The sequence below is a fragment of the Actinoplanes sp. NPDC023936 genome (assembly GCF_040639325.1).
In the GTDB taxonomy this organism is placed as follows: domain Bacteria; phylum Actinomycetota; class Actinomycetes; order Mycobacteriales; family Micromonosporaceae; genus Actinoplanes.
In genome coordinates, this window is the sequence record NZ_JBEZZR010000008.1 from 64,037 (window position 1) to 78,170 (window position 14,134).

The window sequence follows — 14,134 nt, forward strand, 5'->3', positions numbered from 1 at the left end:
CACCTCTACGACCTGACCTCGCTCAGCTCGGCCGCTCCGAAGGAGACGGCGAACCGCTTGCACCAGATGCTCACGCTCCGGAACACCTCCGGGTCGACACCGTCGGCGACGCGGTACACCTGATCGCCGCGGTTGCCCTTGAGCTTGCCCAGCTCGGCGTATTCACCGTCGTCGAACACGTGCCATCCCGCCGTGCCGGTGGTCACCCCCTGGTCGGAGAGCCACACGCGCAGGTCGGGTCCGTCGCTGGTGTCGAGTCCGGCCAGTTCGAGCTGGTGGCTGCCGTCCGGGTTGCGCACGATCCGGGCGGTGCCGCTGGTGTCGTGCTCATGTGTCACGAAGGTGCCCTCCGCGATCACCACAGGCGACACCACCCGCGCGGACGCGGACGGCGTGGAAGGTGCGGAAGGTGAAGGCGCGTCCGACGGTGGTGACGACACGGTGGACAGGGCGTCCGCCACCACGGTGTCGGTGAACAACCGCCACGGCTGGAACCAGTAGAGGGCTCCCGCGCCGCCGATGCCGAGCACGGCGACGACGACCCAGGTGACGGGTCTGGTGAGAAGTCGGCGAATCATCGTTCGAGTCAACCCGCCGAGCCTCGATGACACCAGCCCCACCGGCTTACGAGCCCCTTACGGCCGGTGCGTGGCGCGGCGCCGGGGAGGACGCCGCGCCGAGCGTCACGTCAGCGGATCACGGACACGTTGTACTGACCGGACGGGCTGACCGCCCCGATCGCCAGCGAGAGGTACAGGTAGTGCTCGGTGGCCCGGGCGGTGGCGATGCCGCCGAGGTCGACCTGGTCCTCGTGCTGCCAGCCGAGGCCGGTGAGCAGCTGCCCGGTGATCTGCTTGGCGTCGCGGTCGTCACCGGAGAGGAAGACCGAGCTGCGCTCGGGCAGGGCGCCCGGGTTGGTCATCACCGCGGCCGGGACGGTGTTGAGGGTCTTCACCACCTTCGCGTCGGGCAGCAGCGCCTGCAGTTTGGCGCCCAGGCTGTCGCCCGGATACAGCAGCTCGAAGGCCGGGGTGATGGCGTTCGCCACGTCGATCAGCACCTTGGTGCCGAACGGGCCCGGACCGATCTTCCCGAGCACGTCCAGTGTCACCGAGCCGGGCAGGGTGTTGACGACGACCTCGGCGGAGGTGATGGCGTCGGTGAGTTCGGCGACGGGTGCGCTGAAGCCCTGCCGGCCCGGTGAGTCACGGACACCGAACACCACGCCGTGCCCGGCGTCCAGCAGGCCGTAGCCGAGCACCGTGCCGACGTTGCCCGCTCCGAGCACCGCGATCTTCATGATTGTTCCCCGTTCTGGGTTGGGCGGCGGTTGCCGCGTGCAGCAGGACCCCGTGACGGGTTTCAGGATGGAACGCGGCGGCACCGGTTCGAATCGGTGTTTCTCGCCTAATCGGCTCTCCGCGGTGCGGAACGCCGCGTCGTCGCCGGCCGGCAAGAGCACGAGCGACGCCGGGGCCGGGCCTGCGACGCCGGGGGAAGCGTCGCAGGCCCGGGGCTCGGTCAGAACTCCGCGCGCAGGGCGGTGGCGGCGTCGACCCAGCTCGCGGGCTGGTCGACGTCAGCCAGCTCGATGCCTTCGATGATCTTGGTCATCTCGGCGTCGATGAGCCGGCCTTCGCTCGCCACCTGGACGACGACCTTGCCGTCGACCCGGTGGGTGGTGCAGAAACCGCTGGTGCACTTGATCGTGGCGTCACCGGGTCCCTGGTTGGAGTTGGCGGTGCGGCCGACGACGACCAGGAAGCTGCCGGGCAGCTCCGCCTCGGAGACGCTGCCGAACGGCCTGGCCAGGCCGCTGGTGGCCGGCGCCGGGTCGGCGAACTTCGCGCCGCCGTACTCTCCGTCGCGAGCGGTGGCGATGCCCTCGAGGCCGGGCAGAGCGCCCGATCCCAGCTCCACCGCCTGGTAGCCGGCCGGCACGTAGCCCATCCGGAACGGCAGCGTGGCCGCGGTCGCCGGGCTCGGTTCCAGCCCGGCGACGACCTGACGCAGGTCGGCGTCCGTGGGGTCGGCCGCGCTGTTGGAGTGCGACTCCAGAACGGCCCAGCCACCCTCCGTGTACTCCCAGGCCAGCACGCGGCGGGTGATGTCGTCGGTGCCGCCCTTGCCGGTGAACTGCCAGGCCCGGTGCCCGTCGACGGTGAGCTGCTTCGCGCCGCCGAGCTTGGCCGGGTCGAACGCGCCCGGACGGTACAGGGTCAGATGGGCGGCGATGGTCTCCTCGCGTTTGCGGGCGCCCGGCGTTACGGGGTCCGGCAGATCCGTCGCCGGAACCGCCTTGTCGTGGGTGATGCGCCCGTCCAGGTAGACCGAGGCGATCTGGTACGCGGTGGAGGCGACGATCGGATCCTGCACATGCCAGCGCCCGGCGTCGAACGCCCGGAACGTGAAGCTGAAGGGATTGTCCGGGATCTCGAACGACGGTCCGGCAGCTGCCTGCTGGCCGCCGGGGAGCACGGTGGGCATCGTCAGCCCGGCGGCGGCCACGACCGCCACGACCGCGGCGCCCGCCCCGGTCCAGCCGGCCCGGCGTACGCGCTGCGCCCGCCGTCCCCGGGTGACGATGTCCTCCACCGTGCTGCCGTGCGGCGGTTCGTGGGCCGCCGCCAGTTCGAGCACGTCATGCATGCGCATTCGCCAACTCCTCAATATCGTCGACCATGTCGATGTCCTCGGCGGCCAGCAGTTCCCGTACCCGGGTCAGGCCTCTCGCGGTGTTGCTCTTCGCGGTGCCGAGGCTGATGCCCATCACCCGGGCCGTCTCCTCGAGGCTCAGCCCCAGGTAGAAACGCAGAACCAGGGCGGCGCGCTGCTTGCGCGGGACCTGTTTGAGCGCGGCCTGCACCCGCAGTTGCTCGTCGGTGACGCCGGTGGTGTCACGGGTGGCCATGTCGGGCATCGCGTCGCCGGCCGAGCTCTCCCGCCGCCACGGGCGCCGCACCTCGGAGACCGCTGCGCGGTGCACCATGGTCCGGACGTACAGGTCGGGTCGGTCCACCCGGCCCCAGCGGGGATAGAGCTTGGCCAGAGCGTTGGACACGGCGTCTTCAGCCGTGTGCCAGTTGCCGCAGGTGAGATACGCCTGTTTGCGCAGCGGTCCCAGTTGGGCCGCGACAAACTGACGGAACTCGTCCTCGTCCTCGGCGTTCAAGATTCAGCTACCTCCTTAGGCGCGAGAAAAACGCCAAGTCGGCGCTGGAAGGTTGCAAACGCCAGGGACGTAACTTTCCGCAACGTGCCGAACACGGCCGCGCGAGAACCGGTGTTCACGCGATTTAGGCGACGGCCACCGATACGGCCGAGCCCGCCGTCGTCGATCATCGAGCCACCTCGACCCGGTGGAGGATCCTCGATGCAGATGCAACTGCTGCTGGTGACGATCGTGTGCCTGATCGCCGTGTCCCCGGCGTTGGCGCGGCTGGTCCGGCTTCCCGCGCCCACGGTCCTGTTCCTGGCGGGCTGCCTGCTCTCGGCCGTCCCCGCCGCGGCACATGTCGAACTGCCGCCGGAGTTCGTCCTGCTGGTCGTCCTGCCGGTGCTGCTGTTCTGGGAGGGCTACTCCACCTCCATTCACCACCTGCGCCGCTATTGGCGACCGGTTCTCCTGCTGGGCGTGCCGCTGGTGCTGCTCACCGCCGCGGCCGCCGCGGTGGTCGCGCACGCCGCAGGCCTGCCGTGGATCGCGGCCTGGGCGCTCGGCGCCGCGGTGGCGCCAACCGATGCGAGCGCGGTGGCCGCGTACGCGCGGGCGCTGCCCGGCCGGTGGATGACGGTGCTGCGGGCGGAGAGCCTGATCAACGACGGCACGGCTCTGGTGGTGCTGGCCGCGGTGATCGCGGTGAGCCACGGCGAGAGCACCGACGGCTGGTCGTTCGGGGTGGACCTGCTGCGCTCGTACGCCGTGGGGCTGGCCGCGGGCCTGCTCGCCGGGGTCCTCGGCCTCCTGGTGCTGCGCCGCGTCGCCGACCCGATGGTCAACGGCGCCGTCGCCGTGGCGTTGCCGTTCGTGGCGGCGGTGCCCGCCGAGGCCGTGCACGCCTCGGGTGTGGTGGCCGTGGTGACGTGCGCGCTGACCGTGAGCCGCCGCTCCCGGCGGATCACGACGGGCCGGTCCCGGCTGCAGGCGTACGGATTCTGGGAGATCACCACGTTCCTTCTCGGTGGTGCCCTGTTCGTCGTCAGCGGACTCCAGGTGCGCAGCCTGTTCACATCGGTGGACACGGCCGCGGCGGTACGCCTCGTGGGGTGGGGCGTGGCGATCGCGGTGGTGGTCCTCGCCGTCCGGGCGGGCTGGCTGTTCGTCAGCGCGTGGGCGCTGCGGCTGGTGGATCGCCGGCCCGTCCAGCGCACGCTGCGGGCCCCGGCACGGATTCGTATCGTGCTGGCGTGGGCCGGCATGCGCGGCGGCATCTCCATGGCGGTGGCCCTGACCGTGCCGGTGGCGGTGTCGGGCGCCGCGTTCCCGGGACGGGCGGAGATCCTCATCCTGACGTTCATGGTGGTCGCGATGACCCTGCTCGTGCAGGGCGCGACCCTGCCGCTGGTCATTCGCTGGTCGCGGATCGCCGCAGAGGACGCCGACCCTCAGGCGGCGCTGCGCCGGGTCGATCAGCGACTTGCTGACCACGCGCTCGCCGCGCTCGACATCCCTTCGGTACGCGGTGACGCGTCGCCCGAGGTCATCGAGCAGGTGCTCGCCGGCCTCCATGACGAGCACCGCCGGGGCGGCCAGCCCACCGAGCAGGACCGGCACGTCACCCGGGTACGGCTGCGGCTGCTCGAGGAGATGCGCCGCGAGCTGGTGGCGATGGCCTCCCGTGACGAGGTCGAGGACTCCCTGATGTGGCAGATTCAGGAGCGCCTGGATCATGAGGAGGCGCGGTGGGCGGTCCGGCTCGACGACGCCGGCCACTCCGAGGCGCGGTCCCGCTGAAGCGCTCCGGAAATTAGGCGGGAACCACCGATCCGGCGCGACCGCACGATGGGGATGATCAACTGGGCCGGCGTGGCGCCGGTCGAGCCCTCACCGGAAGGACCACTCCTTGCTCCGCTCTCGTACCCCTGTCCTGCTGGCCACGGCAGTCGCTGTCGCGCTGACCTCGCAGGCCTGTTCGACGGACACTTCGCCGGCGCCCACCGCGCCCGGGTCCGCACCGGTGACGACCACCACCGGTGCCGCGGAGACCACTGCCACCGCGGAGACCACTGCCACCGCGGGGACCACCGTGGACGCGACCGAGCCGGCCTCGCCCGGCGACGACGACGCCGAGCAGGCCCCGCCGGCGACGCGCACGCCCACCGCGGGCGCCACGTCGCGGCCGGCGGCAGCGTCCGCCGGCGCGATCCTCGACGGCCGGCGGCAGGTCGTGATCAAGCCGGTCGAGAGTTCCGAGTCCATCGTGGTGATCGATGACGCCGGCCGGCTCACGCTGACCGACGGACCCACCGACAGCGGGCTGTTCGTCCTGACGCCGTCCGGCAACCGGCATCTGATCAAGACCGCCCGGGCGGGTGCGGGCGGCGAGCCGTCGTGCCTGGGCCTGAAGACCAACGGCAGCAGCTCGCTGACGGTCGAGGCCGCGCCCTGTGACGCCGGCCGGGCCGGGCAGCTCTTCTCCATCCAGCGCCAGAACGGCCAGGAGGCCGGCGGGCGTCCGGTCTACTCGCTGAGCAGTGGTGGCGCGTACCTGCGGGTCTCCGGCCAGGGCGGGCTGATCGCCGAGGAGCTGGGCGACAGCGCCGCGACCGGATTCACGTTCGTCGACAACGGCGCTGCCACGTTGCCGCAGCTCGGCGACTGACCCCGGCGGCCGGCCCGCCGCCGCCTCCCCCTTCACCGGCGCCTCCGCCGGGCACGCCGGCGACCGGCCCTGCTTCCGTTGCGGAGGCGGGGCCGGTCGCCGGCGTTCGCGGGCGTGGTGGCCCGTCGGCTGCGTGATCGGCATCGGTCACGGACGGCTGCTCGCCGCCGCGGGTTGTCCCGGCCGGGGAAGGACCGGCGCGGGTTGTCCCGGCCGGGGAAAGGCCGGCGCGGGTTGTCCCGGCCGGGGGAAGACCGGCGCCGGGGTACGCGACCACGTGCTCGCGGGTACCGGAACGGGAAGTACCGGCGTGCGAGCCGCCACGGCGGCCGGCGCCGGCAGGTTCGGCCGGCTGATCAGCGGCCAGATGCCCGAGATGTCCAGCACCCGGCGGACGAAGCCGCGCGCGCCGGTGACCAGGAATCCGCTGCCGGCCGCGGTGCTGGCAGCCCGGCAGCGCACCAGCGTCCCGCCGCCGGTCATGTCGATGAAGGTCAGCTGGTACAGGTCGATCAGCACGTGCTCGGCCCCGGCGGTGAGTGCCTCGTCGATCGCCGCGGCGAGCTCGGCGGTTCCGCTGAGGTCCAGTTCGCCGCGCAGGCTCAGGTAGCAGGCGGGTGGGAAATCGACGTCGACGGCGATGTCCAGTATCGAGGTGGTCATGAAGGATTCCCTTCGTCACGTCGCTTGAGGCGGCGTCCACGACCAGCCTGCTCCCCGCGGGTGATGCTCGAATCGGCGTTGATCGCCTATAGATCTCAGGTCAGCCGGCACAGGGCGGTGTCGACGAAACGCACGACGGCGTCAGCGGCCTTCTCCGGCTCCGGCACCGAGCCCGGCAGCGCCGTGACGGCGACCGCCGCGGCCCGTCCGTCGTCGGTGGCGCCGTCCCTGGTCTCGTATCCGTGAATGTCGCCGCCGTGACCCCACATCAGGCCACCACAGCTCAACGGGGTGCTGATGATGCCGAGACCGTATCGGGCGCCCGCCCACATGCCCGGCGCCGCGACGGTGGAGCGCATCTCGGCGAGTTCCGCCTCGCCGAGCAGCCGCCCGGCCAGCACCGCGGAGTAGAACGTGTTGAGGTCGGCGGTGGTGCCGATCATGCCACCGGCGGCCCAGCCCCACGACGGGTCGAGGCGGGTGACGTCGCGCAGTGTCCCGGTCGTGTCCAGGTGGTACCCGTGCGGGTGCGGCTTGCGGATGTCCTGGTCGCCGGCGGACGGGAAGTAGGTGTCCCGCAGGTTCAGCGGCCGCAGGATACGACGGGTGATCTCCTCGCCGACCGGGCGGCCGGTGACCCGTTCGACGAGCAGCCCGGCAAGCAGGTAATTGGTGTTGCTGTAGGCCCAGCCCTGTCCGGGGGCGAACTCGGCCTTGCCGGCCAGCGCCAGGTCGAGCAGGTCGCGCGGGGAGACGTAGCGGTGCTGCACGGGGAAGATGTCGTCGGCGAGGTACGCCGCCGCGTAGTCCGGCAGCCCGCTGGTGTGCTGCAGCAGCTGGCGCACGGTGATCCGGCGGCCGTCGATGCCGTCGCCGCGCACCAGTCGCGGCAGATAGGTCTCCACCGGTTCGTCCAGGCGGATCCGGCCGTCACCGACGAGCTGGAGCACGACCACGGCCGTGAACGTCTTGGTGTTGCTGCCGATGCGGACCTGCCCACCGGCCGGAACCGGCGCCTTGGTTCGCAGGTCGGCGACGCCAGCGGTGTAACGGCGTTCGCGGTCGTCGCGGCTGTGCAGGGTCGCGACGGCGCCGGGGAAGTGCTGCTCGGTCACCAGAGCGCGCAGCCTCGCCGCGACGTCGTCACGGCCGGCGGCGGCCGCTGCGGGCGTGCTGCTGACGGCCACCGCGCCCACGGTGAGTGCCGCGGTGGCGGCCACGCCGATCCGGCGGCACAGGTGCGGGTAGGACACAGGGACTCCTTCGATGGAAGTGACACATCGAGCTTGTCGAAGATCCTTTACCGTGCCCATGCGGCCACCTGGCCGGTTGACGGTAGGGGTAACCCGACCACCGGGTCACCCCTACCCCGGGTTCAGGCGCCGGCCGCGGCGATGATCCGGCCGCCCGGCCACGCGCCGGTCAGCTGTTCTCGCCGACGACCACCCGCACCCGGGAGTGGCGGCGGCGGATCTCCTTGAGCGGCTGGTACTCCGGCGAATCCCAGAACCGCTGCACCGCGGCCTTGTCCGGGAACTCGTGGATGACCAGCGTCGGCGGCCGCCAGTCGCCCTCCAGCACCAGGGCGTCCGGCTCCGTCAGCACGTTGCGGCCACCGGCGCGCTCCAGCAGCGGGCCGACGCCGTCGAGGTATTCCTGGAAACCCTCGGCGCTGTCCACGTCGAGATCGATGACGACGTACGCAGTCATGTGCTCTTTCTCCTTGCCGTGTCGCTTGGTGATCCCAACGTTAAGCCGCCTTCGCGGTCGTTTCTATGCGTGAAACACGCGGAAACATACGTGAGCGTCCCGCTAACATGGACGGGTGGATGTGCTCAGTGACGTCATAGCGTCGATGCGGACCGGCCGCGCCAAGTTCGCCCGCACCCGGCATCTGGGCCGGTGGGGCAACCGCTTCGGGCCGTACCCGGGAGCGGGTTTTCATGTCGTGCTCGCCGGCTCCTGCTGGCTGCTGCCGCCCGGCGGTGAGCCGATCCGGCTCACCGCCGGAGATGTCGTGTTCCTGCCGCACGGCGCCGTGCACGGCCTCAGCGACACCCCGGCGCGTGCCCTCGACCGGCTGCCGCCGCAGTCCCCCGACGGCCCGGATCTCGGCGACGGCGACCCGGACGCCGGCGACGCGCTGCTGCTGTGCGGCGCCTACCGGCTCGACCACGGCACGGCGCATCCCTTCCTGCGCCACCTGCCCGAGGTCATCCACCTGCCCGCGCAGCTGGGCCGGCACCCGGCGCTGCGCGCGGCCGTCGACCTGCTCGGCGCCGACCTCACCACCGCCCGGCCGGGCGCCGACGCGGCCCTGCCCGCCCTGCTCGACCTGCTGCTCATCTATGTGCTGCGGGCCTGGCTCGACGAGCAGAGCGCCACCGGCGCCTCCGGCGGCTGGTCGGCCGCGCTCGCCGACCCGGCGGTGGCCACCGCCCTGCACCACATGCACCAGGACCCGGCACGGCCCTGGACGGTGCAGCAGCTAGGCGAGCTGACCGGCCTGTCCCGCACCGCGTTCGCGCGCCGGTTCACCGCCACCATGGGCCAGGCCCCGCTGGCCTACCTGACCTGGTGGCGGCTCAACACGGCGGCCCGGCTGCTCAGCCGCGACGACGCCGCGCTCGCCACGATCGCCCGCCGGGTCGGCTACTCCTCGGAGTTCGCGTTCGCCGCGGCGTTCAAACGGCAGTACGGGGTGTCCCCCGGCCGGTTCCGCCGCGACCACCGGGCCCGGCCGGTTCAGCACGACCACGACGTCGACGACGCGAGCGTGCTGCACAGCGCCTGACCAGACAGCGCGTGACCAGACAGCGCCTGACCACGGCCGGGCTGCTGCTCAGTCGGCCGATGCCAGCCGCTCTGCCAGCTGACGCCGCGAGCCTCATCGCGGTAGCTCGCGCAGAGCCTGCTCGGTCTCCGCGATCCCGGCCTCGTCATTGGTGGCGCTCTGCAACAGCAGCAGCGCCTCGAAGTCGGCTCGGGCCGCCGGGACATCGCCCAGCTCCCGGTAGGCCCGCGCCCGGCACCGCAGCGCGCGGATACGCCCCTGCATCATGGTCGGCACATCAGCGGGGGCCAACGCGATGGTCGCCGCCTCCACCACGGCCGGCCAGTCACCACGCTCCAGGTGGACCAGAGCCGTGTGACCGCCCAGCGACAGCCTGGCCTGCTGGGCGATCGTCTCGATCGGTGCCGTGGCGGGGTCGTTCAACAGCGCGAACGCCTGATCGAAAGCGGCCAGCGCCTCGTCGTAGCGGCCCACCAGACGTAGCGCGTCGCCGAGACCGACGAGCGCGGACTGTTCCCCGGCGTAGTCGCCGGCCAGCCGGAAGTTCTCGACGGCGTCGCGGGCCGGCGGGAGCGCCTCGTCGTGGCGCTCCTGCAGCAGCAGCGCCCAGGAGAGATAGGTGTCCGCCCAGGCCATCTGTTGATGATCCGCGGCTCGCTCGGCGAACCGGAACGCCTCCCGCGCGTACCGGACGCCGCCCTCGCTGTCGCCCAGGCAGATGAGGTGGGCCCAGGAGAGGTAGCCGAGTTGTGTCGCGACCAGGCGGTCGTCGCCGAGCCGGCGGGCGGCCTCGGTGGCGAACGCGAAGACCTCGTGCCATCGACCCCAGTGCATCCAGTGGTCGGAGAACCAGTGCAACGACTCCGCCACGTCGACCACCTGCCGATGCTCGCCGGAGGCCGCTGCCGAGGCCAGCGCCCCGAACCAGTTCTCCGCCTCGTCCATCAGCCAGGTCTTGGCCGCGTCGGGCGAATCGAGCGGGACCAGCCGCGGCTCCGGGGCCTCGGCCGTGCCGCCGGGCTCGTACCAGCTGCCGGCCGCGACGGCGGTCCCCAGCAGCCAGCGTTGCAGCCGGCCCCGGGTGGCGTCGACCTGATCGGCGCTCTCCTCCTGCCGCAACCTCTGCCCGGCGAAGAGCCGCAGCAGGTCGTGGAACCGGACCCGGGCGCCTTCGGATTCCTGGAGCAGACCGAGCTCGATGAGCTCGTCCAGGGCGTCAGCCGCGTCGCCCGGGGAATCGCCGGTCAGGATCGCGGCGACCTCCTCACCGGCGGTGCTGCCGAAAATCAGGCTGAGCCTGCGGAACAGCCGGCGGGCCGGCGGCGAGAGCTGCTCGTAGGAGAGCGCGAATGTCGCGCTGACCTGGAGATCTCCGGCGGCCAGCGTGTCCAGGCGGCGTTCCTGGACGGTCAGCCGCTCGATCAGGTCACCGGCGCTCCAGCGCGGCCGGCTCGCCAGCCGGTTCCCGGCGACCCGGATCGCCAGCGGGACGTTCGCGCACAGCCGCGCCAGGTGCCGCAGATCCCCGGGGTTCTCGGCCCGGTCGGCGGTGATGACGCCGAGCAGCCGGACCGCCTGATGTTCCGGCAGCGAGGCCACCCGCAGCCGGTCGACACCTTCCAGGCCGCTGAGCATCCGGCGGCTGGTCACGATCACCGCGGCCGGCCCCTCTGCCGGCAGGGCGGTACGAACCTGGGCCTCGCCGGCGGCGTTGTCGAGCACCACGAGGATCCGCCGGCCGGCGCAGAGGCTGCGCCACAGCGTGGTGGCGTCGGCGAGCCGATGCGAGAAACGACCGATCTGGGGTGCGACCGCCTGGATCAGCCGCACCAGCACCGCTGTCGGGCTCAGCGGTTGCTCGGCGAGCCCCTGCAGGTCGAGGAAGTACCGGCCGTCGGGGAATGCCTCGGCCAGCTCGGCCGCGGCGGTGACTGCCAGGGACGTCTTGCCGATGCCGGGCGAGCCGCTCAGCAGCAGCACCGGCCCCGGTTCGCCGGGTTTGGCCGCGGTGGCCCGGCTGCGGATCCAGTCCCGTTCGGCGTCACGGCCGGTGAAGTCGGTGATCGTCCGGGGCAGCGGTAGAGCGCCGTGCGACAGGCTCGGTCCGCTGCGGCGGCCGGCGCGCGCCGCCGCGGCAAGCGCGGCCCGTTCCGGCTCCCCCAGGCGCAGTGCGTCGGCGAGCGCGGCGACGGTACTCGCGCGCGGTCCCCGGCTGATCCCGCGTTCCATGTCGCTGATCGCCCGGTCGCTGAGTCCGGCCGTCTCGGCGAGCTGTTCCAGTGTCAGTTCCGCTGCCGCGCGCAGCCGCCGCAGCAGGGATCCGAAGTCGTCGCCGTTCAGGATGGTGACCTTCCGCCCGTGTCCTCGTCGTGCACCATGATCCTCTAGTGGCGCGCGGGGTCCTGAAGGTTGCGCAGAGCTCGCTCGGTCTCGGTGGCTCCGGCGTCGTCGCGGGAGGAAACCTGTAACCGCAGCAGCGCCTCGAGGTCGGCCCGGCACGACGCCACGTCGCCCAGCTCCCGATATGCCTTCGCCCGGTATTGCAGGCAACGGATGCGGGTCTGCATCGGCGCCGGTTGACCGTCCCGCCGCAGCGCGACAGAGACCGTCTCCACCACCGCGTTCCACTCCTGCAGCTGGTAGTGGGCGCGGGCCGCGTAGCTTCGCGCCGACACCTCGGTCTGGCGAGCGATCGTGAGCCTCGGCGCGGTAGCCGGGTCGGTGACCAGAGCTATCGCCCGGTTGATGGCTTCCAGGGCTTCGTGGTGACGACCGATCTCGAAGAGCGAATCCCCGAGGGCGAGCAACGCCTGTGGCAGAGCGGCCCGGTCCCCGGCGGCGGCGAAATACTCGGCGGCCTGCCGGGCGGGCAGCAGCGCCTCCTCGTGACGCAGTTGTCCCCGCAAGGCCCACCAGCGGTACATCCGGGCCCACGCCATCTGCAGCGGGTCGCTCGCGCGTTCGGCGCACCGGAACGCCTCCTCGGCATGCCGCAACCCGGTGTCGTACTCCCCCAGACAGAACGTGTGCGCCCAGGACAGGTATCCCAGCTGCGTCGCCAGCACCACATCGTCACCCAACCGGCGAGCGGCCTCGGCAGCCAGCGCGAAGACCTCGTGCCACCTGCCCCAGTGCAGCCAGTAGTCGGAGAACCAGTGCAACGACTCCGCGACGTCGACGACCAGCTGGTGTTCTCCGGCGGTGGCGGCAGCGGTCAGCGCACCGAACCAGTTCTCCGACTCGTCCATCAGCCAGGTACGAGCCGCCTCCGGGGAATCCAGCGCGGCCAGTCGCGGTTCCGGTGCCGCAGCGCCGCCTTCGGGTTCGTACCTGCTGCCCGCGGCGATGGCGGTGCCGAGCAGCCAGTCGCGCAGCCGGGTCCGGACGGCCTCGATCTGCTCGGCGCTCTCCTCCTGCCGCAGTCGCTGCTGGGCGTAGAGCCGCAACAGGTCGTGGAATCGGGCGCGGCCGGCCCCGTACCCCTGGAGCAAGCCCAATTCGACGAGAGCGTCGAGGGTGTCCGCCGCGTCAGCGGCGTCACCGAGCAGAATGGCCGCTACCTGCTCACCGGCACTGGTGCCGAAAATCAGGGACAGCCGGCGGAACAGCTGCCGCGCCGGCTGCGGGAGCTGTTCGTAGGAGAGCGCGAATGTCGCGTTGACCTGCAGATCTCCGGCTACCAGGGCGTCCAGGCGGCGTTCCTGCACGGCCAGCCGCGCGATCAGGTCACCGGCGCTCCACCGGGGGCGGCTGGCCAGCCGGTTGCCGGCGACCCGGATCGCCAGCGGCACGTTGGCGCACAGCCGGGCCAGATGCCGCAGATCCTCGGGGGTGGTGGGCCGGTCGACGGTGATGGCGCTCAGCAGCCGGACCGCCTCCCGCTCCGGCAGGGCCGCGAGCCGCAGCCGTTCGGCGTCACCGAGCCCGCTGAGGATCCGGCGGCTGGTCACGACCACGACCGCCGGGCCCTGCGGGGGCAGCGCGGCCCGGATCTGGTCCTCGCCGGCGGCGTTGTCCAGTACCATCAGCATCCGCCGGCCGCCGGCCAGCCGGTGCCACAGCGCTGTCGCGTCGGCGAGCCGGCGCGAGAAGCGGCCGATGTCCGGTGCGACGGCCTGGATCAGCCGCGTCAGCACGGTGGTCGCGCTCAGCGGTTCGCCGGCCAGTCCCTCCAGGTCGAGGAAGTGCCGTCCGTCGGGGAACAGGCCCGCCAGTTCCGCCGCGGCCCGTACCGCCAGGGAGGTCTTGCCGATGCCGGGCAGGCCGCTGAGCAGCAGCACGGGGCTGGGCGCCGTGGCCTTCGCCGCCGCTGCCCGGTCATGGATCCACGCCAGCTCGGCGTCCCGGCCGGTGAAGTCGGCGACCGCACGCGGCAACGGCAGCACGTCGCGCGACGTCGTCGTCCCGGCGCCGCGTCCGGCCCGCGCCGCGGCCACGAGTGCGTCACGGCCGGCGTCATCGACACCGAGGGCGTCGGCGAGCGCTTCGACGGTGCTGACGCGCGGTCTCCGGCTGATGCCGCGTTCCATGTCGCTGATGGCACGATCGCTGACACCGGCTGCCTCGGCGAGCTGCTCCAGCGTCAGGTCCGCCATCGTGCGCAGTCGCCGCAGCAGCGACCCGAACTGTTCACCGTCCACGGTGAGTGCCTTCCGCCAAAACTGCGTGTCTTCTTCGTGGTGCGACCGAGGCCGATCAAGTGAAATGAAGGCTACGGCGGGGAGCGTTGTCTTCCCTGCTGACGGCGGCCATGACGGCTGTCACACCGCGCGCGTCCGGTAGTGTGCGCGCAGCGTTTTCCGGGGGAACGGCATTGCATCCAGCTCAGCCACTGCGGCGATCAAGCGGGGATGCG

13 protein-coding genes are annotated in these 14,134 nt (G+C 72.0%); 3 read left to right on the plus strand and 10 right to left on the minus strand.

Going from position 1 to position 14,134, the window contains the following annotated elements; genetic code table 11:
* Nucleotides 1-5 precede the first annotated feature (5 nt).
* The 5 genes from AB0F72_RS13680 to AB0F72_RS13700 form a co-directional block, all read right to left on the minus strand.
* On the minus strand, nucleotides 6-578 hold the full coding sequence (locus AB0F72_RS13680; protein ID WP_360430052.1) for a DM13 domain-containing protein: 573 nt from the start codon (nucleotides 576-578) through the stop codon (nucleotides 6-8).
* Nucleotides 579-688: 110 nt separating this feature from the next.
* Complete coding sequence (locus AB0F72_RS13685) at nucleotides 689-1,300, minus strand: NAD(P)-binding domain-containing protein (RefSeq protein WP_360430054.1); 612 nt, start codon at nucleotides 1,298-1,300, stop codon at nucleotides 689-691.
* Between the two features lie 221 nt (nucleotides 1,301-1,521).
* Entirely contained in the window at nucleotides 1,522-2,655 is a 1,134-nt protein-coding gene (locus AB0F72_RS13690; protein ID WP_360430056.1) for a hypothetical protein, read from the minus strand.
* Nucleotides 2,642-3,172: a SigE family RNA polymerase sigma factor gene (locus AB0F72_RS13695; RefSeq protein WP_360430058.1), complete on the minus strand. Its 531-nt coding sequence runs from the start codon at nucleotides 3,170-3,172 to the stop codon at nucleotides 2,642-2,644. The genes AB0F72_RS13690 and AB0F72_RS13695 overlap by 14 nt, the downstream gene beginning before the upstream one ends.
* Nucleotides 3,169-3,342 (minus strand): hypothetical protein, encoded by a 174-nt coding sequence (locus AB0F72_RS13700; RefSeq protein ID WP_360430060.1) that lies wholly within the window; start codon nucleotides 3,340-3,342, stop codon nucleotides 3,169-3,171. Before AB0F72_RS13700 ends, AB0F72_RS13695 begins: the two co-directional genes overlap by 4 nt.
* 31 nt (nucleotides 3,343-3,373) lie before the next feature.
* On the opposite strand from AB0F72_RS13700, the gene AB0F72_RS13705 reads away from it, so the two are divergent.
* Nucleotides 3,374-4,954 carry a Na+/H+ antiporter gene (locus AB0F72_RS13705; protein ID WP_360430062.1) on the plus strand — a complete coding sequence of 527 codons (1,581 nt, stop codon included), beginning with the start codon at nucleotides 3,374-3,376 and terminating at the stop codon, nucleotides 4,952-4,954.
* 109 nt (nucleotides 4,955-5,063) lie between these two features.
* Complete coding sequence (locus AB0F72_RS13710) at nucleotides 5,064-5,822, plus strand: hypothetical protein (RefSeq protein WP_360430064.1); 759 nt, start codon at nucleotides 5,064-5,066, stop codon at nucleotides 5,820-5,822.
* Nucleotides 5,823-5,969: 147 nt separating this feature from the next.
* Here AB0F72_RS13710 and AB0F72_RS13715 read toward each other — a convergent pair whose 3' ends face one another.
* From AB0F72_RS13715 to AB0F72_RS13725, 3 genes are all read right to left on the minus strand, one after another.
* Nucleotides 5,970-6,485, minus strand: a complete 516-nt coding sequence (locus tag AB0F72_RS13715; protein WP_360430066.1) for an STAS domain-containing protein — start codon at nucleotides 6,483-6,485, stop codon at nucleotides 5,970-5,972.
* Between the two features lie 95 nt (nucleotides 6,486-6,580).
* Nucleotides 6,581-7,738, minus strand: a complete 1,158-nt coding sequence (locus AB0F72_RS13720; protein ID WP_360430068.1) for a serine hydrolase domain-containing protein — start codon at nucleotides 7,736-7,738, stop codon at nucleotides 6,581-6,583.
* 169 nt (nucleotides 7,739-7,907) lie between these two features.
* Nucleotides 7,908-8,195 (minus strand): DUF1330 domain-containing protein, encoded by a 288-nt coding sequence (locus AB0F72_RS13725; RefSeq protein ID WP_360430070.1) that lies wholly within the window; start codon nucleotides 8,193-8,195, stop codon nucleotides 7,908-7,910.
* 115 nt (nucleotides 8,196-8,310) lie between these two features.
* Here AB0F72_RS13725 and AB0F72_RS13730 point away from each other — a divergent pair, with 115 nt between their 5' ends.
* Complete coding sequence (locus tag AB0F72_RS13730; RefSeq protein ID WP_360430072.1) at nucleotides 8,311-9,279, plus strand: AraC family transcriptional regulator; 969 nt, start codon at nucleotides 8,311-8,313, stop codon at nucleotides 9,277-9,279.
* A 93-nt stretch (nucleotides 9,280-9,372) separates the two neighbouring features.
* On the opposite strand, the gene AB0F72_RS13735 is transcribed toward AB0F72_RS13730, so the two are convergent.
* Nucleotides 9,373-11,778, minus strand: coding sequence for a helix-turn-helix domain-containing protein (locus AB0F72_RS13735; protein WP_360430074.1), 2,406 nt, complete (start codon nucleotides 11,776-11,778; stop codon nucleotides 9,373-9,375).
* Entirely contained in the window at nucleotides 11,664-13,919 is a 2,256-nt protein-coding gene (locus AB0F72_RS13740; protein ID WP_360430076.1) for a helix-turn-helix domain-containing protein, read from the minus strand. Before AB0F72_RS13740 ends, AB0F72_RS13735 begins: the two co-directional genes overlap by 115 nt.
* Nucleotides 13,920-14,134: the final 215 nt, after the last annotated feature.

Excerpts from the sequence above, each read along its gene's own strand:
- AB0F72_RS13680 (WP_360430052.1), bottom strand. The coding sequence starts at position 578 with ATGATTCGCCGACTTCTCACCAGACCCGTCACCTGGGTCGTCGTCGCC.
- AB0F72_RS13685 (WP_360430054.1), bottom strand. The coding sequence starts at position 1,300 with ATGAAGATCGCGGTGCTCGGAGCGGGCAACGTCGGCACGGTGCTCGGC.
- AB0F72_RS13690 (WP_360430056.1), bottom strand. The coding sequence starts at position 2,655 with ATGCGCATGCATGACGTGCTCGAACTGGCGGCGGCCCACGAACCGCCG.
- AB0F72_RS13700 (WP_360430060.1), bottom strand. The coding sequence starts at position 3,342 with ATGATCGACGACGGCGGGCTCGGCCGTATCGGTGGCCGTCGCCTAAAT.
- AB0F72_RS13705 (WP_360430062.1), top strand. The coding sequence starts at position 3,374 with ATGCAGATGCAACTGCTGCTGGTGACGATCGTGTGCCTGATCGCCGTG.
- AB0F72_RS13715 (WP_360430066.1), bottom strand. The coding sequence starts at position 6,485 with ATGACCACCTCGATACTGGACATCGCCGTCGACGTCGATTTCCCACCC.
- AB0F72_RS13725 (WP_360430070.1), bottom strand. The coding sequence starts at position 8,195 with ATGACTGCGTACGTCGTCATCGATCTCGACGTGGACAGCGCCGAGGGT.